The organism is Microbulbifer mixtoriginis (SeqCode) (assembly GCF_052466695.1).
Window position 1 is genome coordinate 4,490,362 of the sequence record NZ_CP174285.1, and the last position, 19,259, is coordinate 4,509,620.

At 47.3% G+C, this 19,259-nt stretch carries 12 protein-coding genes, 3 tRNA genes and 1 pseudogene; 9 read left to right on the forward strand and 7 right to left on the reverse strand.

Features of this window, described 5'->3' with window-relative positions:
• Window positions 1–402: 402 nt before the first annotated feature.
• Both ACJJI0_RS19665 and ACJJI0_RS19670 read right to left on the reverse strand, forming a co-directional pair.
• Window positions 403–1,452 (reverse strand): annotated as a pseudogene (locus ACJJI0_RS19665) (IS3 family transposase).
• A 201-nt stretch (window positions 1,453–1,653) separates the two neighbouring features.
• A complete protein-coding gene (locus tag ACJJI0_RS19670) occupies window positions 1,654–2,943 on the reverse strand; it encodes a hypothetical protein (RefSeq protein ID WP_444883888.1) in 1,290 nt (429 codons plus the stop codon).
• Between the two features lie 799 nt (window positions 2,944–3,742).
• Between ACJJI0_RS19670 and cueO the strand changes: the two genes are divergently transcribed.
• Entirely contained in the window at window positions 3,743–5,314 is a 1,572-nt protein-coding gene (cueO, locus tag ACJJI0_RS19675) for a multicopper oxidase CueO (protein ID WP_444883889.1), read from the forward strand.
• A gap of 31 nt (window positions 5,315–5,345) precedes the next feature.
• Here cueO and ACJJI0_RS19680 read toward each other — a convergent pair whose 3' ends face one another.
• Together ACJJI0_RS19680 and ACJJI0_RS19685 are read right to left on the reverse strand one after the other, a co-directional pair.
• Window positions 5,346–6,407: an FAD-dependent oxidoreductase gene (locus tag ACJJI0_RS19680; RefSeq protein ID WP_444883890.1), complete on the reverse strand. Its 1,062-nt coding sequence runs from the start codon at window positions 6,405–6,407 to the stop codon at window positions 5,346–5,348.
• Window positions 6,408–6,743: 336 nt separating this feature from the next.
• On the reverse strand, window positions 6,744–7,205 hold the full coding sequence (locus ACJJI0_RS19685; RefSeq protein ID WP_444883891.1) for a helix-turn-helix domain-containing protein: 462 nt from the start codon (window positions 7,203–7,205) through the stop codon (window positions 6,744–6,746).
• Window positions 7,206–8,441: 1,236 nt separating this feature from the next.
• On the opposite strand from ACJJI0_RS19685, the gene ACJJI0_RS19690 reads away from it, so the two are divergent.
• The gene (locus ACJJI0_RS19690; RefSeq protein WP_444883892.1) at window positions 8,442–10,832 is read left to right on the forward strand and encodes a chitinase; all 2,391 of its coding nucleotides are present in this window, start codon (window positions 8,442–8,444) and stop codon (window positions 10,830–10,832) included.
• Between the two features lie 150 nt (window positions 10,833–10,982).
• On the opposite strand, the gene ACJJI0_RS19695 is transcribed toward ACJJI0_RS19690, so the two are convergent.
• Window positions 10,983–11,378 carry a nuclear transport factor 2 family protein gene (locus ACJJI0_RS19695; RefSeq protein WP_444883893.1) on the reverse strand — a complete coding sequence of 132 codons (396 nt, stop codon included), beginning with the start codon at window positions 11,376–11,378 and terminating at the stop codon, window positions 10,983–10,985.
• Between the two features lie 925 nt (window positions 11,379–12,303).
• Between ACJJI0_RS19695 and ACJJI0_RS19700 the strand changes: the two genes are divergently transcribed.
• Window positions 12,304–13,689 carry an MFS transporter gene (locus tag ACJJI0_RS19700; RefSeq protein WP_444883894.1) on the forward strand — a complete coding sequence of 462 codons (1,386 nt, stop codon included), beginning with the start codon at window positions 12,304–12,306 and terminating at the stop codon, window positions 13,687–13,689.
• A gap of 523 nt (window positions 13,690–14,212) precedes the next feature.
• Window positions 14,213–15,373, forward strand: coding sequence for an NnrS family protein (locus ACJJI0_RS19705; RefSeq protein ID WP_444883895.1), 1,161 nt, complete (start codon window positions 14,213–14,215; stop codon window positions 15,371–15,373).
• 60 nt (window positions 15,374–15,433) lie between these two features.
• Here ACJJI0_RS19705 and ACJJI0_RS19710 read toward each other — a convergent pair whose 3' ends face one another.
• Together ACJJI0_RS19710 and ACJJI0_RS19715 are read right to left on the reverse strand one after the other, a co-directional pair.
• Window positions 15,434–15,856 carry a GFA family protein gene (locus tag ACJJI0_RS19710; protein WP_444883896.1) on the reverse strand — a complete coding sequence of 141 codons (423 nt, stop codon included), beginning with the start codon at window positions 15,854–15,856 and terminating at the stop codon, window positions 15,434–15,436.
• 75 nt (window positions 15,857–15,931) lie between these two features.
• The gene (locus tag ACJJI0_RS19715) at window positions 15,932–16,738 is read right to left on the reverse strand and encodes a PhzF family protein (protein ID WP_444883897.1); all 807 of its coding nucleotides are present in this window, start codon (window positions 16,736–16,738) and stop codon (window positions 15,932–15,934) included.
• Window positions 16,739–16,906: 168 nt separating this feature from the next.
• On the opposite strand from ACJJI0_RS19715, the gene ubiM reads away from it, so the two are divergent.
• The 5 genes from ubiM (at window position 16,907) to rimP (ending at window position 19,258) form a co-directional block, all read left to right on the forward strand.
• Complete coding sequence (gene ubiM / locus ACJJI0_RS19720; protein WP_444883898.1) at window positions 16,907–18,073, forward strand: 5-demethoxyubiquinol-8 5-hydroxylase UbiM; 1,167 nt, start codon at window positions 16,907–16,909, stop codon at window positions 18,071–18,073.
• 274 nt (window positions 18,074–18,347) lie between these two features.
• Window positions 18,348–18,424, forward strand: a tRNA-Met gene (locus tag ACJJI0_RS19725).
• Between the two features lie 39 nt (window positions 18,425–18,463).
• Window positions 18,464–18,540: transfer RNA gene (locus ACJJI0_RS19730), tRNA-Met, on the forward strand.
• Window positions 18,541–18,580: 40 nt separating this feature from the next.
• Window positions 18,581–18,657 (forward strand) — tRNA-Met (locus tag ACJJI0_RS19735).
• A 136-nt stretch (window positions 18,658–18,793) separates the two neighbouring features.
• Complete coding sequence (gene rimP, locus ACJJI0_RS19740; RefSeq protein WP_252083179.1) at window positions 18,794–19,258, forward strand: ribosome maturation factor RimP; 465 nt, start codon at window positions 18,794–18,796, stop codon at window positions 19,256–19,258.
• Window position 19,259 lies beyond the last annotated feature (1 nt).

The following is a 19,259-nucleotide window of genomic DNA, read 5'->3' on the forward strand; positions in this document are numbered from 1 at the left end:
TAGGAAGTGGTAGTTTGATTACGTATGGTTTTTAGTTACGCAATTAGTGTTGAAGGATAGGTGTTCTTAAGTGCTCCGTAACTGTAGCAGTTGTCTTTGGGAGTTTCTTTACACGGCTCTTGGGCCTAAAAGTGTATAAGGAACACTGATTGAAAGTGCAGTTTTCTACTTGCTGGCGCCATGCCCCTAAAGAAAGTTTGTCATAGATGCATTCTTTACAGTGGGCATTTATCGCTTGTTGTCGTGACATTATTTTTTACCTATAGGTTGAGCACCCAAAATCTCTGCTGTAAGTGCCACATAGAGTGAGGTCATTGTATTTAGGGAATTTTTAAACTGAAAAGCTTATTTATGAGTCCCTACGGACGCGCTAGAGGCCTTTAACAGGTTGGGCTGCAGTGGTCAACTATTTCCGGACAGTAAGTTAAGTTTTTCTTCCGCTTTTACGGGTGGTAATCCGTAATTGGGTTGGTGAGGGCGCTCCCAGTTGTAGTAAGTCATCAAAGTAATGGCTGATGTCTCAGCTTACTTGTAACCGAGAGAGGGTATCCATTCACTTTTCAGACTCCGGCACAGTCTTTCCATTGGTGCATTATCCAAGCAATTTCCACGTCGACTCATGCTCTGGGTCATTCAGTAGCGCCATAGCCGTTGGCGGAACTGGTGGCTGGTATACTGACTGCCTTGATCTGAATGGAACATAACCCCATTAGGCTTTCCTCGCTGCTCCCAGGCCATTTCCAGTGCCTTTATCGTTAGTGTGCATCTGGTTTCCCTGAGAGGGCCCATCCAACGATACGGCGAGCGTGTAAATCTATAACGGTAGCCAGGTAACACCAGCTTGAACCGGCCTAGATATAGGTAATGTCACCACACCAAAATTGATTGGGTTTCTCAACATTAAACTGGCGATCAAGTTCATTCGGTATATCTGAGTGCTCGACTATTGCTCTCTTATGCTTATGAGGACCAGGTTGTTTACACACTAAGCCGGCCTCACACATTAGTCTTCGGACTTTAAAGCGTCCGGTTGATACCCCCTGCTCTTAAAGCAAACTTACGACTGTACGACTTCTTGCAGAGCTACGGCTGCGCTCGAAGACTTCAATGACTTTGGAGCGGAGCTTTATTCTGGGAACATCAACGGAGTTCTTCTTTATCCTGTATTCGTAGTAGCATGATCGCGGTATTTCAATCGCTTTGCAGACCAGTTCCACAGGCTCCTGCTCACTCAATCGGTCTAGCAGTGCGTACGATTCATCTCGTCGGACATTAAAAGAGCGGTAGCCTTCTACTCCGATCTGCCTCAAGTTGCTACATCCAACGGCGGATAGCCGTTGTACCAACATCCAGCGATCGGGCTGCTTCAGCAATTGAATAGCCTTGACCTACAACCAAGCGGGCAGAATCTAATTTAAATTCGGGAGAAAAGGATCGACGTTGTCTACTCATTGAAAATCTCTATTTTCGATGGCAACTTTACCACCTAAATTGGTGTCCGGGTTTAGGAGACCACTACACAGCGACTAGTTCTAAAGAACAATTCGAATGAGTGCGATATCTCAAGCCTTGCCTATTTGTTAGCCTCAAATAAGTAAGACAGGGAATAGTTGATACAAAGTAGAGACTTAAGTGATCAGTAATAGATAACCATCATTGATATACCCGACTAGTATTACCTTGTCCTACTTGATGCAAAGAGGCCCGGTTACTAGAGTTGCTTTGCACTATTTTTTGTCGGTTCCCATTTCCAATCTGGACACTTTCAATAACGCTAAAATTACTTTTCTGAATAATTGAAAGGCTATTTCTATCGCCAAGCTGCTTGGCAATTATGTTTAGGTCACTTCCCATTTGATGAAAGGTTGACTGATTTTCATTGCCAATCTGGCGAGTAAGGATGGTGAGGTGCTCTCCAGCTTGATCAACTCTTGTAACATTTTTATTGCCTTGTTGTTCATTAGAAGTGTTAATGTTTAGACCGCTCTGGTTAATGGTGAGTTGGTTAGCTGAGCCAAACTGATTGGAGTTAATGCTGCTTAACTCAGTACCTTGCTGATTGACAATTACTTGATTGTTGGAATTGGTTAGTTGTATGTCTTTGCCATTTTCAGTGGACTTCTGGCCTGGAATGTCAAGTACGCGGTCTCCACTCTGGCGTAAGACGATAGTGTTGTCAGAGCTACCGGTTTGGATGATCAAAGCAATATCAGAAGTTCCCAATTGTCGAATTTGCACACTATTTCTAGTAGACAAGCGCTGCAATATTCCTATGTGATTTTTGCTTTCCTCTTGAAATATATCAATGCTGCTATTATTTGTTGCAATTAAATTAATAGTTGCTGAGTTTTTTAGATTCAGCTGAATAACTGAAACAGTATTGAAAAAGCTAGATTTGCTTTCTTCTACAGAGGTATGCTGAACATTGCCTTCTTGATGCACTTTTATAGTACTGGATATGCTCCCTTCTTGTTTGGCGATGAAATAATTTGAACTTCCTATCTGAGTATTAATGACTCTATTTTTGTCTCCAGAAATTTGGTTTGTGTTTGAATAGTTTTGGTTGCCCTGTTGATTAATGAATATGTTGCTGTTGATGCTGTTAGTCTGGGTGACAGATAAAATATTTTTACTGCCAAGTTGGCGATTAATAATGGATGAGGTTGTGGTTCCTGGCTGAGAAATATTTGCCTGATTTAAGTCGCCTATTTGAATGAATTGTATGCTACCTCCAAGTGTTTCGTTATTTTTCTGGGTATCCACAATATTTTTATTGCCATTTTGAATGCTCCTCCTGAAATTATCGTTATTTGTTTCTGTTTGATCGCTGCTGGAGTTGAAATCTGTTTGTAAGTGATTTTGAAGTTCATGATTCCCTGCGGCAAAGGCTGCAATGCTAATAAATGTAATTATCCCCGTGAATAAGTTGCAATATGGCTTCATGTGTGACTCCTTTACTGCATGAGTCTGAAATAAATGGCAGGTCTATATTGAGATCTAATTATTTTTTGGATTCTTTAGGTGGAAAATAAGGTTGAAATGATCTCCTTCGTGAATTTAGTGGGGGCCCCGCTTGTACGAGAGTGTTCCATCTAGAGTTGCGATTGGTCTGCCTTCTAAGTAAATCTTCTCATAAAAGTATCTATAGGTGTCAGATTATCCGCCATGGGAAATAAGTGTTGAAATTATGAGAAAAAAGTATGGGCTTGGCGTATGTTGCTTTTTTTGTGATTCTGCATATGCCTAGAGCGAAGGTCTGAAAAAATTTGTCAATTTATTCTACGGATTGTTTTATAGTTTTAGGCGCTTTATTGATTATTTGAGTTAACTGTATAGGAATATTTTCTTAGATTTGTTGAGTGTCTATTTCTATAGTTACACTGGCGGATTTATTATATTGAGGCTCTATTGAGAGACCATGCTTTTGATTGTGTCGCCCCAGCTTTTTTCGGTTAAATGATAAAGCTAGTGGTTTTAATAAGCATTGGCGTCTGGATATGGATATTATTGTATTGAGGAAAAATAAGAGTTCAGCCTGTATCTCAAATGACAGTAATACTGGTGGCATCTAAAAATAGATCAATGTAAGGCCACCTAACTCCTACTCTTGTAACCATTTATTACTGATGCCACCGCGGTCTATGCTGCTTTGGGGCCTATTAAAGGTGTGTAGTTGGCGAGAAGTTTAAGCCGCCAGAATATTACCAGATTTTAACGTTAAGATTATGAGGAGGGATTCTTCTTGTCTCATTTATCACGTCGCGATTTCTGTCTTGGTACCTTGGCGGCATCTCTATTGGCTAGCTCTAATATGAGGGCGCAAACCAATGGCACCAGGGATTCCTCTACAAGGCCTGTACTGCCAATTCCTCCGGAGTTGAGGGCGGACTCAGCCGGAAAAATCAATCTAGTAGCCAAGCCAGCAGAGAAAGTATTTCTCAAGGGAGTAACAACGCCGACCTATGGCTTTAATGGCCCCTTTTTAGGCCCGGCTTTGCGCTTGCGCAAGGGTGAAACGGTAACGGCTAACGTACATAATCAATTGACCCAGAATGTAACTGCACACTGGCATGGCCTGATTGTGCCGGGTTATGCCGATGGTGGTCCCTATATGCCCATCAAGCCGGGTCATACATGGACTGCAAAGTTACCGATTATCCAGCCGGCGGCGACGCTTTGGTTTCATCCGCATCTCTATCCCACCACTGCCGAGTTGGTACTTAAGGGGCTGGCAGGGCTGATTATCATTGATGATGAAAATAGTGATGCCTTGCCTCTGCCGAAGCGTTGGGGGGTGGATGATATCCCTGTGATTATCCAAGATAGGCGCTTTAACAAAGACGGCAGCTTCTTTCATCGCTTTAATGAGATTACTGTTGCTGCGGGCTATTGCGGGGATATCTTGCTTACCAATGGCGTGGTCAACCCGGTGGTTAATCCCCCAAGAGGATGGGTGCGCTTCAGGATTCTGGATGGATCAAACGCTCGTAACTACCGACTCTCCACTAGTGATCAGAGGCCCTTCTATGTGATTGCCACAGACGGTGGATTTTTACCAGAACCCGTAGAGGTTAAAGAGTTACCCATAGCTGCCGGGGAGCGTTACGAGGTAATAGTGGATGCCCGCAATGGCCAGCCCTTTGATTTTATAACTCTACCAGTGCCCCAACAGGTGATGCGGTTGCCCCCATTCGATGGGCCTGTAGTGTTTCTCAGTGTGGTGCCCACTAATGAGGAGGGGCGGGGTTCTTTGCCTGAGCGGCTGGTATCAATGCCTGAAATACCGGCTAAGCTGCCGCCGATCAGCCAGAAGTTGGTAATGCAGATGAACCGCTGGCAGATCGCAGACAAACTTATTGATGCGACCGGGCTGGAAAAAATGGTAGCCTCGGGAAAAACGGACCCTGCTGTGGTAGCCAGGGTGCTCAAACTCATCACTGAGGCGCCGGCGTTGCCTTTGAAAGCACAATTGACCGCTAATGCGGTTAATGGTGTTTCATTTTCCTTCACTGAACCTGGGTTCAAGGCCCCCATTAATACAGACTTGCACTGGCGAATTTCTGAGGGCAAAGACACTATGCTGCACCCGGTCCATATTCACGGTTGCCAGTTTCGCCTGGTTAAATTTAACGATGCTACGCCACCGGCCTATATGCGTGGCTGGAAGGATACGGTGCCTATATCCAATGCCGGTAGTGCAGAAATCTATGTACGTTTTCCTTTGGAGGCGATGCCGGATATGCCCTACATGGTGCATTGCCATGTTCTGGAGCACGAGGACTCTGGCATGATGACAGAGTTTAGTGTGGCTTAGTAAAGAGGGCCGCGCGGTATTATTGCTCTCTTTAAAACTCAACCACAAACCTACTGAGTCTTCTTTTAACAAATGGTAGATGATTGGCTGCGGCTAATAAGGCAGAAAATTCGAGCCTGGTGAGAAATGATTGTGAAGTGACAATTTTTCTTCCTCGCTCTGTGATATCTATTACCTTCTTATCTTCCCGACGGCGTAGCGGCGAGTAATTATCCAGCTGGCCTTCTGCAATACATTTGGCTAGCTCGGCTGCATCGGCGATACCCAAATTCATACCTCGTCCGCCAACTGGGGAGTGGCAATGTGCAGCATCACCGGCTAGATGTATTCTGCCCTTGGAGTAGCTCTGTGCCTGACGGATAGATATCTTGAAGACCCCTTCCCGCCTCACCTTGTGAATTCTTAGCGGCAGCGGAAAAACTTCCAAAACCTTTTCGCAATTACCAACAAAGCGATAGCGATTTTTACCGATGGGGACTGAAACTGCCACTATTCCCGGCTTGGTCTGCGTGAGGGTGAACATTTGTGGATGAGGCCAATCATCCAGTTCCACATCGGCGATTGACCAGTCTTCGTTTAAATCAAATCCGGGATAGGGGATATTGGCACCTTGTCGAACTGCGCTGCGAACACCATCTGCGCCGATAATAAGATCGAAGCTACTCTCCTCTCCACTGGATAATTGAGCTATAACGGATTGCGCTTCCTCATGAAGCTCATTGAGTGCGAGTTTATACTCGACTTCCACACCTATGGAGGCCAGAGACTCCGCTAAGATTGTTTCGGTGCGGTCTTGGGGTAACCCCAATATGGTAGGAAAATAAGAGGTACTTGAATGCAGCGGCAAGGTCAAAGCAAGGTGGTTATCTTGATAGATACAAGCATTTTGAATGGGCACCCCCTCTTCAATCAGCCTTTTAGATACACCGGAGTGTGATAGTAGCTCTAAACTTTTAGAGGTAATACCAACGGCCCTACTCAGAGTAGAGGCACTATCACGTTTATCTATAATCCTGGCAAATATATTCCGGCGTGCTAATTCCACGGCAAGAGTAAGACCAGTTGGTCCCGCACCGACAATCAGTACCTTCATAATAGCAAGCTGTTGTTTTCCTTATCACAACGATAGTACAGCTCTCAAGGGAAGTATCTGGTTGGTAAAGTACAAAATGGGGGGCTGTGAATCGATACCTTCATGACTTTTTTAAATGTACCGGTCATTAATCGTTTTATTTGTAGATTGCTTTTCTTGTTTTCAGAACTGGCGGCATCCTCAATAAGATCTTGGGCAGCCAGTATTGATTTCTTTGGAAGGTGCATTTATAGGTATCACAATATGTAGTGATTCATTTAGCTCTCTAATAAACCTTTAACCGTTTACAAGTTTCCCCACAGGTTAGTGGGGTGGCATCTTTAAGAGAACAACAGATTATTGGCTGTGACTTAGCTTGTTCTGAGTCGTTTCGGTAGAGTCATCACTAGGCTCTTGCTGTAATTTCATTGCTCTTTTCACAAGGTTTTGGAAGTTTGAACACTCCAGCTGATTGTCCTCTGGGCAATTTGCCACATGCCTCAAACCATCGCGCATAGCTTCCAGGCGGCGGATATTCTTATCCACTGCATCGGCCTTTTCGAGCAATTGCTCCCGATCAATATTGGGTTTTCCGTTGTATGTAAACATACTAGCGATCTCATCGAGAGAGAAGCCCGCATAGCGTGCCAGAGCTATTAGAGAGAGCTGCTCCAGCACACTGATATGGAAGACTCTGGCAATACCTCGTCTACTGATAGATTGGATCAGACCCTTCTCCTCATAATATCTAAGGGTAGAGGAGGGAAGCCCACTGCGTTTCGCGACTTCGCGAATATCTATATCCTGTTGACCACTCATCTGTATTGACCTCAAGCAGACTTGAAGTTGTATCCTAGTTTTGACTGCCCCCGCTGGCAACCCTTCATTACTTAGTGGGTAGAGCCTGGAAGAGGAATAGAAGTTGTGATACGTCCGATGCCTTATTGGCTCGTGTCTTTATCTTTATATCGATTAGATTCCAAATAAGTTTCTTAATGTTGCTTTATTTTAATGATTGCTAATCTCAGAGTCATCAGAGGTTGCTCTAATTACGGGGGGTCATTGATGCTAAGCCTAGCATTATGACTTAATGCCTTGAGTGCGATTAGCACCAATATCTTGCTCTTTGATCTATTAGTTTTTTTCTCTGTGTTTTTTTAATGTTTTTCTCTATTTTTTCATATGGCGGGAAACAGTTGCTAGGTAATCCTGGTTGTCCTTTAAGGGTAATTCGTATGAGGCTCAAGCTGGGCTGTAGGTTGAAGGGATAAGTTCGATAGCCGATTCAATTGTAAAGCTTGAGTTGAGGCTGAATGGGAATTGATAGTTTTACCAGAGATTTTCTATTGAGGCTCTAGCCCACTCATAGGGAAAGGGAGGGATGTTAAGCTGGATTGTTGGAAGTACGAGAGAAATTGCTCTGGAGAATGATATTGGCTCGTTTAGTTTTTTTACATTTGCCGACAGCCTGAAATATATAAATATGGAAGAAATATGCAAAAGATTATCTATGGAATGATATTTATGTGCTTTTTGTGTATTGATTTGTCTGTTTTATTAAAAATTAAATTTCTATTTAAGATGGGCTGGGTTGGCTCTAGGTTGAGGTGTTTTTGATATGCTTTGGAATAGCTTTCCTATTTGCTTCCGCTTCCTAGTACTTTATGTGTGTTTTGAGGTGGCTGTTTTGTAAAGAATTGTTTTTTATGGTGGGAACCATTCTGAGAAGGTTCTATCGAATTTGCAGTGTATGTATGGGGTTTTGGCTATAAAGCGCGGAAAAATTTTAAGTATTTGTTGAAGGTATCATATGGCTCAGTTTATCTGTGCCGAAATAAGAGTCTAATTGGATGGGAATATTATTCCTCTCAATGCCTGGGGCTAAAGTCAGATGGCTTATAAATTCTGACCACATAATTAGAAATTGAAAACCCACTACAGAGTTTAACGATAAAATCTTAGCCCGCGCTTCTTGTAATAACACTAGCGTGCTGCACTACCTCCTTGCATACATCCATTTTTAATAGAACCCTAAAAATGAATAGTGGAGACTCCATGAGCCACCTTTTTATTCGTACAGCGATTGCTTCGGCATTGATCATTGGTGCCCAGGCTGTGGCAGCCGATCAGCCCGCAGAAGACTATGTGGAAGGCCAGCATTACCGGGGAGGTAGCCAAGTTTGCTATGGCGGCGATCTTTTTAAAGCGCAGTGGTGGGCTACTGCAGAACAGCGTCCAGCTGAGGCCCTGACTGCGCAGAACACCTGGGATTCCCCCTGGATCGTGCAAGAAACGGGAGTCTGCGACGCCTCTGATGATAGTAGTGACAGTGATCATTCCGATAATCACAATGACAACGACAATTCTGATTCCGGAAATTCTGCTGGTTCAGATAATTCCGGTAGTGATAGCTCCAGTGACGTAGCCGCTTACCAATCCGGGCAAAGCTATCGCAAGGGTAGTGAAGTTTGCTATGCCGGCGATATTTTTGTTGCTCAATGGTGGGCAAATGGCAGTGACTTACCCTCTGATGCACTGACAGCGGAAAATACTTGGGATTCACCTTGGGTTCGCAAAGAGGCCGATGGATGCAGCGTTAACGATGAAAACAATGGAAGCGAAAACGGCGGAGACTCTGGCGGCAATAACGGCGGTAATAGTGGAGGAGATACTGGTAACAGCGGTGATACCGGCAATACTCCGATCTCTCTCAACCTGTCTACTTCACAAACGCAAGTGACTGGTGGTGGTACGGTGCAGCTCAGCGCTAGTGCTTCCGGCGGTGATGGCGCGCTCAGTTATAGTTGGGCACAGCTCTCACCGAGCGCTCCTAAAGCGGATATCGCCTCAGCGACAAGCGCCTCGACTTCTGTGACTCTGCCGGCCACAACCTATGATGTGAACTTTGTTTTTAGTCTGATTGTCAGCGATGGTGAAACCAGTGAGGAGGCGCAGGTTACAGTGCAAAATCTCGCCATTGACGCTGGTAACGGTGATGACGCCAATGATAATGGCAACTCAGGTGGTGCAGTGAATGCGGTGATCTCCGCTTCTGCCAATAGTGTGGGCTGTACTGGCAGCATTACTCTGGATGGTTCTGACTCTACCGGTGGTAGCGGTATGCGCTATATCTGGAGCCAGACAGGTGGCCCTTCCATCAAGCTCTCAAACTACGTGGGCAGCTCCACTCAGGCGGTATTGTCTGAGGTTTACAGCAATGTGACCTATACCTTCCAGCTGACGGCTACCGATTCCTCTGCGGCCAGTGACGTTGCAGAGGTAAGTATCAATCAAACGGGTTGTGCCTCCGCAAGTGGTCATGTCATGGGCTTGAGTGAACTGAAGGCGGAGGAGAGTGCCCGTACCACTGATTCGCTTCTGCAAGAAGTGAAAAATACTGTTGAGACCCGAGATAACGCGATTGTGGAAGCGGTTCAACCCGGTCGCAGTGCTAACCCGACAAATGTTCAGCGTGTTGAGAGTATTATTTCTGAGGATACCTGGGACTATTTGTTCCCCCTGCGGGCCGATGCATACACTTACACCAATTTCCTGCGCGCAGTGGCCAAGTTTCCGGCTTTTTGCGGTGACTACACCGATGGTCGCAATTCCGATGCTATTTGCCGTAAAGCGCTGGCAGTTATGTTTGCCCATTTTGGCCAGGAAACCGGTGCCCATGCGGCGGCCTGGGATGAGCCGGAATGGCGTCAGGGTCTCTACTGGATTCGAGAGATTGGTTGGACTGAGGAAACTTCCGGTGGCTATGGCGCCTGCGAATCCAGCAGCAGCTGGGCGGCGGATGTATGGCCCTGTGCCATCAATGCCGATGGCGGTTACAAGAGTTATTTTGGCCGCGGTGCCAAGCAGTTGAGCTGGAACTATAACTACGGGCCTTTCTCCCAGGCTATGTACGGTGATATTTATACACTGCTGGAAAATCCGGAGCTGGTTGCGGATACCTGGTTGAACTTGGCGAGCGCTATTTTCTTCTTCGTGTATCCACAGCCGCCCAAGCCGAGCATGTTGCATGTGGTTGATGGGACCTGGGAGCCCAATAGTGTTGACCGGGCCAATAACCTGAGTTCCGGTTTTGGTGTCACTACCAATATTGTGAACGGCGCTATCGAGTGTAGTAAGGGTTCAGAGGACGCTCGCTCTCAGAATCGCATGGACTACTACAAAAGTTTCACCGACTATTTGGGCGTGAACATTCCTGCGGATGAAGAGTTGGGATGTGCCAATATGGGTCAGTTTGAGACCGGTGGTGCTGCCTCCCTGAGTATCTATTGGGATAAGGATTGGGGCTGGTCTGCCGACAATCCCAATAATGAGAGTTTTGCCTGTCAGTTGGTGAACTATCAAACCGCCTACTCCGCACTGAATCAAGGCGATTACGCTAAATGTGTAGAGGGTAATTTTGATATGACTATCGATTACCAAAACTAACTAATAGTGGCGACTTAAAATCTGGGGCCGTAAATATGCGGCTCTTTACTGATCAGTGGGCCCGGTAGCAAGTATTGCTACCGGGCTTTGTACAGATAATTTTTATACAGTCTGAAGCCAAAGCAAGTTTTTCGGCAATAAAAAATTGGGTTAAGAGTTTTCATCCAAGACCTGCTGTACCAGTGCAGAATCCACATAGGCAGTGCCTTCAGTAATTAAGCCATTCTCAAATTTAACAATCCAACAGTAGGTATTGTTGTACCTTCTACCATTTAATGCGATGCAGGTGCTCTCCATTTCAACCACCGCATAGTCCCCGTCGATTAGTATTCGCTTGACCTCCATCATTACCTTACCTCCTTGGAGTACCTTGCCAATTCCATGAAAGGCACGCTCAACCAATTCTCTCTTGGAGGAATATTCACCAGCCATAGCATGGGTGCCCTTTACAACCCAGTGCACATTGTTCGCAACGCGCTCTAAAAATGGTTGGGGGTCGGTACGGAGAGCGTTGAATACCTCTTCGACAGTTTTCCGTTCGAGCATAGCGGTAGCTCTCCACTAGATTAAAATTAATAGTGTTTTCGATAAAGTGCTGGCAGATATGAATATAGCGCACGGGGATCGTATATGGTGTAACATAAATGGTGAGTACAAAAAGACAGCTAGGGTGGTTGCTATAGAATAACAGCCCTATTACTTTTGCCTGGCTCGACTGTAAGTGTAGTCTGGCCTAAATCTTTAACTATGACGGTAAATCGCTTTAAGTAAGCGGGGTTATATCGTAAGTGTGAGCCATTGTAGTTACAGTGTGTACACTGGATGTTATTCACAGCTGGCACTGAGATCTATGTATTATTTTTTTGTTTGTTCGTAAAAGTCCGACTTCAAGCGCAGGCGACTACTTTCCGCCTCTGCCTGGCGCTGAAGTCGGTTTACTGCATTGGATCGGCTTTAGTGGCGGATCAGTTCCAGAACAGCTTAATAGAACCCTTCCCAAACCACTGTTAATGGCACTACTGCTTGTCTTTACCTAGGTGCCGGTCGATGGCGGAGTTTGAATCAGGATGGGTTTCACTATTCTCATCCTGATGAATTAAATTCATGGCGCATAGGATTAAATCCGAATTCTACTGCCTCGTTCTCACTGTGCCGTGAGATACCCTAATTCATTTCTGAGAGTAACTTTCCGGACTCACCTTGTTACATGGGTAAGTGTTGGTGATAAAACGGGAAGGCGGTATGAGAGAGAAGTGTAGAAATCCTGGGAAGAAAGTAGGAGGTTATTGGGTGGCTACAGTTTATAAGGGGATTTTCTCAGTAATATAGGACTTTGTTATCAGTAATTAGATCCCAGCTCTTAAAATGTCAAATTGAACCCTCTCCTTTAAAGTTTGAGATCAACTTTTTACTTCTAAAATTGTGAATAGATTGAGCCGATAAATTCAGCTATTGGCAGCCTGGAGTACCTATGGCAGCAGCAAAAGAGGCACTTTCAAAAAAGCAGATCATTGCTCTAACCGCATTAACCTTTGCGATTTTTCTAATCGCCAATGACTTTACAGCTTTCTCTGTGGCAATACCGGCTATGCAGAGACATTTCCAGGCAGATATTTCTACGATGCAGTGGGTAATTAACGGTTATGCACTGGTATTCGGTGTGTTGATTGTCACCGGAGGTCGCCTGGCTGATATGTTTGGGCGTCGCCGTCTGTTTTTTATTGGCAGCAGTATTTTTATTCTGTTTTCTCTATTGGGTGGCTTTGCGGTTAATGTCTGGATGCTATTGGGCAGCCGGGCGCTGATGGGGGTGGGTGGGGCCTTGATGTGGCCGGCAATTCTTGGAATGACCTATCAGATTATGCCAGGGGATCGCGCTGGACAGGCTGGTGGTTTGATTATGACAGTTTGCGGGTTTGCCAATTCGGTTGGGCCGCTACTCGGAGGCCTGCTTACTGATTTCCTTAGTTGGCGTTGGATATTTCTTATTAATTTCCCTATTGCGCTTATCGCTATGTTGATCAGCTGGCGAGTAATTGATGATGACAGTCCAGAAAAATCTGGTGAGCAGGTGGATTATGCAGGAATTATTTTCCTGTCGATTTCTTTATTAACACTCCTGCTGGCTCTGGATTTTGTTGTGGATATGGGCTTGAGTAGCTCCTTGGTTTTGGGGTTGCTTATCGTTTCTGTTATTGCATTTTGTTCTTTTTCCTGGGTGGAGGCTCATGCGAGGGTAAGCCCACTCATCCCTGCGGATGTGGCAACAAATGGGCGATTTTTTACTGTGGGCATTACCACGCTGTTACTCTCCGTGATTTTTGTCTCGATGTTGCTTTATGTACCACAATTTTTAATAAAAGAATTAAAACTCTCCGCTGTCTGGTCTGGTGCCGGCTTGCTGCCGGTTATGATTACTTATGGAATTATTTCCTATGTTGCTGGCAGGCTATATGCCATGCTTGGGGCCAAAGTGATTTTGTCAGCGGCAGCTATCTTTCTTGGTGGAGGGATGTTTTTGTTATCGAACCTCTTGGAGCACACCCGTTATTTTCATTTAGTACCTGGCTTAATTTCTCTAGGAATTGGGCTGGGTCTATTTTTTCCCACCATTACCACTGCTGCTGTTACTGCAGTGGGCCCTGATCGAGCTAGCCTTGCTGCAGCCCTGATTTTTATGTTTCAGATTATTGGTGGGGCGATAGGACTGGCAATGAATACCACCATAGTATCCTTGGCCCCGAGTTTAGCCACAGGTATTGATCGTGCGTTTGTGGTCAATGCTTACTTGGCTTTATTGGCGCTGCTGGTATGTGTTCTGTTTGTACGAGGAAAGCCTGCAGATAACAAAATGTAAAATATAAATCCTAGTTGTTTAATTGTTGATATTTCGATGTTTATAAATTTTATCGATAGCCAGTGAGGATTCTTTGAATAAAGTTGTTGGCTTACTAACTTAAAGTTGAACTTTAAGTTAGTGGTTTTTTGCTGGGGTTGCTTTTTTGTCAATCATTATTTGATTTTTTTATGGGGAAAATGCCCGCTTTTTGTATAGGGTTATAAATTTTATAAACTATGCCCCTTGCCTATTAACTAATAGGGTTGATTGGGGGAAAATAAGCGGAGTGCTCAATTCTTAGAATGGACTCTCAGGTGTTAATTCACACTGTGATGAATCATCAGGCTGGCATTGCATTGGGCATTGAGTAGAAACGGGACTTATTGGTGCTGACCCCTTTCTTGGCTCCTGCGTTTAAATTGCTGATTTCGAAGCAGTGATAATGGCGTTGTGCAGTGCGTGTTAACTGTGAATGGAGCCTTGTGAAGGCAAATGCCTGCCCCGGGAGAATTAACCTCCCTTTGTTTAAGGAGAAAAGATTGTGATACCCATTGTCGACCGCGCGAGCGCGGAATCCATTGCCCCTTTCTGGCGCATGCCTTTTCGACCTTTCTTTTGGGGTGGTGCCCTGTGGAGCATGATCGCATTACTGATCTGGCAGGCCTCTCTGTTCGGTTGGCAGTTGCCCGCCCTACGTGTGGGGGTTGCCTGGCATTCCCATGAAATGTTGTTTGGCTTTGCTGCGGCAGTAGTGGTGGGCTTTTTGGGTACTGCCATGCAAACCTGGACCGGAATTCCCTCACCAAAGGGGACTCAGCTAATAAGCCTGGTGGGTTTATGGTTGCTGGCACGCCTAGGATATCTCTTTGCGGCAGTGCCTCTGTGGATGCCGGTCGTGGCCGAGGTGTCTTTCTTCCTACTGGCTGCATTCTTGTTAGGGGCGCGTGTACTGCGCACCAAGCAATGGCGCAACTTATTTGTACTGCCGGCTATGTTGGCCTTTGCTGGACTGGCGGCCAGCCACTGGTTGCTACCCGCTTCGCAGAGCCGGGTGGCGTTGATGGTTCTGCTCTTGGTGACGGCGATTATTTTGGTGATTGGTGGCAGGGTTATTCCTTTCTTTACTGCGCGGCGCTTCCATTTGAGCCCGCGTGAGAAGTTACCCATTGTGGAATGGGGCACGCATATTGCGGCCGTACTCTTACTGCTTAGTGTGGCCCTGGATTTGCCCAAGATGGTTTGGGCATTGCTGGCCATTACCCTGGGTGTTTTGCAGCTGGTAAGAGTGTTGCGCTGGCATCCCACCAAGATCTGGGCGGAGCCCATGGTTTGGTCCCTACACCTCAGTTATTGGTTGGTGATTTTGGGTTGTTTTCTCGCCGCTTTGGCCTGGAGCGGAATCGCACCCGCTTGGCAGAGCCCAGCGCTACATGCTTTTGCGGTGGGTGGCATTGGTGGTTTGATTCTGGCTATGACCAGCCGTGTGAGTTTGGGGCATACCGGCCGTATTTTACAGGCGCCGCGTCTTATGCCGTTGGCGTTTGCCGCACTGGCGTTATCCGCCCTGGCCCGTATTTTCTGGGCGCCAGCTCCCAGTGGCTTTCTCGCTGCTATTGTTGCCTGGGTGCTGGGTTACTCACTTTTCCTGATTTACTACACCCCAGTTCTATTTCAACCCAGAGTTGATGGTCACCCAGGCTAAAACTTACAAAAGGTTGTGAGGTGCTGCTTTGTTTATTTGCAAGCGGCACCGTTGTTCCTTTCAGGGGGTGTCGGCTTTATCAACCTGGGGGAAACCATCGAGTTCTGGTACTTTGCCAAGGTCCTTGTCCCAATCGGCTTTACTGGCCATAAAGATATGTGCATTGGGTCTAATGGTTATGGGGCTATTAAGGCTGCCAGCGGGCACTGCCAGTAATCCTGCTTCTTTGTCGGCAAAGGGCAGGGCGGACCCGCACTGACCGCAGAAGCTTTTTACGTGCCGGGTTGAAGGGAGTTTAAAGACCTTGATGAGTTCTTCCCCGTGGTTCCAGTGGAGCTTGGCCGAGGTGGAAAAGAGGCTGGCGGCATGGGCGGAACCAGTGTCTTTACGGCAGTGGTCGCAGTGGCAAAGGAAGAAGCTTTCAAAAGCCCCCTCCACTGTGAACTGGACTTCATTACAGAGGCATGAGCCTTTGTGATTCATTTTTTTCTCCATTTATTTTTTTGTGGCAAAGGATTTTTTGTGCGTGAAATCTGACGATCGTGCAGTGGCTAAGAACTACTTGTCCTTTTCGACTACATCAATCACGCCGCTAAGGTATGGCACTGCGTTACCGGAGATGATCACTCGCTCCCCATCAAGCTGGCAGTGTAGCAGGCCTCCGCGTTTTGAGGCTTGGAAGGCTATCAGGTTTGATCTTCCCAGTTTTTCTCCCCAGTAGGGTGCCAGTCCGGTGTGAATGGAGCCGGTTACTGGGTCTTCAGAACCACCATTGGTGGGCCAAAAATACCTGGAGATAAAATCGAATTGCCTAGATTGTGCGGTGACTACCACATCATAGGGAGCGAGTTTTGCCAGTCTGGCGGGGTCCTGCTGCAGTTGCAGAATATCCTCTTCGTCAGCGTAAATGGCAAAGTAGGCTTGATTGTTGCGCAGAACTTCTCTCGGTGTGATCGATAGCCCTTCGAGCAGGTCACAGGGAATGTTAGCTAATGGCTGTGGGGTGCGGGAGGGAAAATTCATAGCGATCAGGCCGTCCCCTCTGTGAGTGATATGCATCTCACCGACTGCCTCAGCAAATAAATCCAAAGCCTTTAAATGTGGGTGCTTTCGAAAGACCGCAAAAGCGGAGGCCAGGGTGGCGTGGCCGCAAAAGTCGATTTCGGTTAGCGGAGAAAACCAGCGGATTTGATATTCGCTGTCGCTGCGCTTGAGTAGGAATGCTGTTTCCGAGAGATTGTTTTGTGCGGCGATGGATTGCATCAAGGGCTCGCTGAGCCACTTTTCAGTAATGATTACCGCTGCAGAGTTGCCTCCAAATTGGGCGCTGGTGAAAGCGTCGACGATATCGATTTCTACCTGCATATACGATCCTTTGTATGTGTCTATTCTCTTGTTGCGCCTGCCTTGAGATTTTCTGATTTGTATCAGTTGCCCCGCTGTTACTCCAGCATACAGTGAGCTTCGATCGGTCGATAACAAAAGTTATTTATCACAAGCAGAAATTGAAGTGGGATGTTCTAGGGGGGGAGGATGCTGCACACAGATGTCGCGATTGTAGGGGCGGGCCCTGCGGGTCTGGCTTTGGCGCTTATGCTGGCTGCTCGGGATTGCAGGGTAACGTTGCTGGAGTGCCAGGATGATGAAATGCTGGCGTGTCCAGCGAACGATGGGCGGGAAATTGCGCTCACTCACAAATCCGTAAGATTGTTGCAGTCTCTAGGAGCCTGGCAGCGGCTGAAGCCCGAGGAGCAGAGCTCGCTGCAGTCTGCGCAGGTGGTGGATGGCGATTCCCCCTCTAGTCTGGACTTCGATACTCGGGGGCGAGGTCCACTGGGCTTTATTGTGCCCAATGCTGCAATTCGGCGGGTGCTTTATGAAGCGGTGCGTGAGGATAGCAATATACAGCTGCTGCCTAATAGTAAGGTGATTGGCACAGGTTGCGAGACGAGTCGGCGACTGGTACAGCTTGAGGGGGGGCAGGTTGTTACTGCGGCCTTGTTAGTGGCGGCGGACAGCCGCTTTTCTGAGGTTCGTCGTATGGCTGGGATTGGCGCAGATATGCGCGACTTCGGCAGGGTTGCGGTGCTAGGTCCGGTGCGTACAGAGCGGGAGCATGGTGGCGTTGCCCGGGAGTGTTTTCGCTACGGTTCAACCCTTGCTCTGCTGCCAATGCCCGATGCGCAAACCTGTTCGGCGGTAGTGACGGTATCCGCCAATTGTGCCGAGGAAATGATGGCCTACAGCGATAGGGAATTTGCGGCCCATGTACAGAGAGAGAGCGCTGGGGCTCTTGGGGCTGTTGAGGCGTTCAGTAGGCGCCATTGTTACCCGCTGGTGGCAGTTTATGCCCATCGATTTATTGCTGAGCGCTTTGCCCTGGTGGGAGATGCTGCGGTGGGGATGCACCCCGTTACGGCGCACGGTTTTAACCTGGGCTTGGCCGGCGCGAATACTCTCGCTAGCCAATTGCATAATGTAACGCGGTTGTATCAGCCGGCGGGGCTCTCCCTTGCGTTGTCTCGCTATCAGGCTCAGCACCGTTTGGATTCACACCCTATTTATACCGGTACTAACCGGGTTGTGGACCTTTTCACCGATGATCGACTGCCAGCGAAATTATTACGCAGAGCGATATTGCGTATCAGTGAACATTTTCCACCGGTACGGCGTGCCATAGTGCACCAGCTCACCCGCTAAACAGCAAGGCTTGATGTGATGAATGCACGCAGGGCCGTGGCATTGGAAGTAAGAATCGGCATATGCAGTGGGCTGTATTTGCGGGATTTTCTTCCTTTTCTATACTGATCAGCGAGGTATATTCGAGGCTGTTCCCGACTGAAGGGGAAAACAAATGCCAATTGTGGCTTGACTCATGGGGACGCTAACCATAGAATGCGCAGCCTCTTGAGTGGTTGGGCTGGTCCCGCCGCAGGGAAACAAAGGTCAACCAGGCTTTGTTTCTCGGAGTTGTTGCGGGGTGGAGCAGCCTGGTAGCTCGTCGGGCTCATAACCCGAAGGTCGTAGGTTCAAATCCTGCCCCCGCTACCAATTTTGCTTTTAGCAAAAACTTTGATGTGCATTTGTTGTTGCGGGGTGGAGCAGCCTGGTAGCTCGTCGGGCTCATAACCCGAAGGTCGTAGGTTCAAATCCTGCCCCCGCTACCAATTTTGCTTTTCTATAAAAGCTTTGATGCGCATGTGTTGTTGCGGGGTGGAGCAGCCTGGTAGCTCGTCGGGCTCATAACCCGAAGGTCGTAGGTTCAAATCCTGCCCCCGCTACCAAATTTTGCATTCATGCATACTGGCTGCGTGAATGTGCGGTCAAAGCCCCGTCAGGGGCTTTTTCGTATCTGCAAGAAAAGTTGCAGATAATTTTCGAAGTGGGCCGCAGGCCCATTTTTTGTATGTGGTGACGTAAATGGCGAGCAAACGCGAATTGCTGGAAGAACTTCTGGCGCCGGTGGTGGCATCGCTGGGGTGTGAACTGTGGGGGATCGATTATCAGACCCATGGTCGCAACGCGCTGCTGCGCATCTATATCGATTCTGAAAATGGCATAGGTGTGGAGGACTGCGAGAAAGTCAGTCGCCAGGCCAGTGCCGTACTGGATGTGGAAGACCCCATTAGCGGTAGATATACCCTGGAGGTCTCCTCCCCAGGACTAGACCGTCCCCTGTATAAGCTGGAGCAGTACGAGCGTTTTGCCGGTGCCCAAATCGAGGTGCGCCTGCGTATGCCGCTCGACGGTCAGCGCAAGTGGCGCGGCCTGCTGGCCGGTGTGGAAGGGGATGAAGTCGTTCTGCGCGTGGACAGTGAAAATGAATACCTGCTGCCGATCGACAGCATCGAGAAAGCAAATATTATTCCCCAATTTACCAAGTAAC

What these genes read in the sequence shown, in the direction of transcription:
- ACJJI0_RS19685 (WP_444883891.1), bottom strand. Translation starts at nt 7,205, where the DNA reads ATGAGTGGTCAACAGGATATAGATATTCGCGAAGTCGCGAAACGCAGT.
- ubiM (WP_444883898.1), top strand. Translation starts at nt 16,907, where the DNA reads ATGCTGCACACAGATGTCGCGATTGTAGGGGCGGGCCCTGCGGGTCTG.
- rimP (WP_252083179.1), top strand. Translation starts at nt 18,794, where the DNA reads ATGGCGAGCAAACGCGAATTGCTGGAAGAACTTCTGGCGCCGGTGGTG.
- ACJJI0_RS19695 (WP_444883893.1), bottom strand. Translation starts at nt 11,378, where the DNA reads ATGCTCGAACGGAAAACTGTCGAAGAGGTATTCAACGCTCTCCGTACC.
- ACJJI0_RS19715 (WP_444883897.1), bottom strand. Translation starts at nt 16,738, where the DNA reads ATGCAGGTAGAAATCGATATCGTCGACGCTTTCACCAGCGCCCAATTT.
- ACJJI0_RS19670 (WP_444883888.1), bottom strand. Translation starts at nt 2,943, where the DNA reads ATGAAGCCATATTGCAACTTATTCACGGGGATAATTACATTTATTAGC.
- ACJJI0_RS19680 (WP_444883890.1), bottom strand. Translation starts at nt 6,407, where the DNA reads ATGAAGGTACTGATTGTCGGTGCGGGACCAACTGGTCTTACTCTTGCC.
- ACJJI0_RS19700 (WP_444883894.1), top strand. Translation starts at nt 12,304, where the DNA reads ATGGCAGCAGCAAAAGAGGCACTTTCAAAAAAGCAGATCATTGCTCTA.
- ACJJI0_RS19710 (WP_444883896.1), bottom strand. Translation starts at nt 15,856, where the DNA reads ATGAATCACAAAGGCTCATGCCTCTGTAATGAAGTCCAGTTCACAGTG.
- ACJJI0_RS19690 (WP_444883892.1), top strand. Translation starts at nt 8,442, where the DNA reads ATGAGCCACCTTTTTATTCGTACAGCGATTGCTTCGGCATTGATCATT.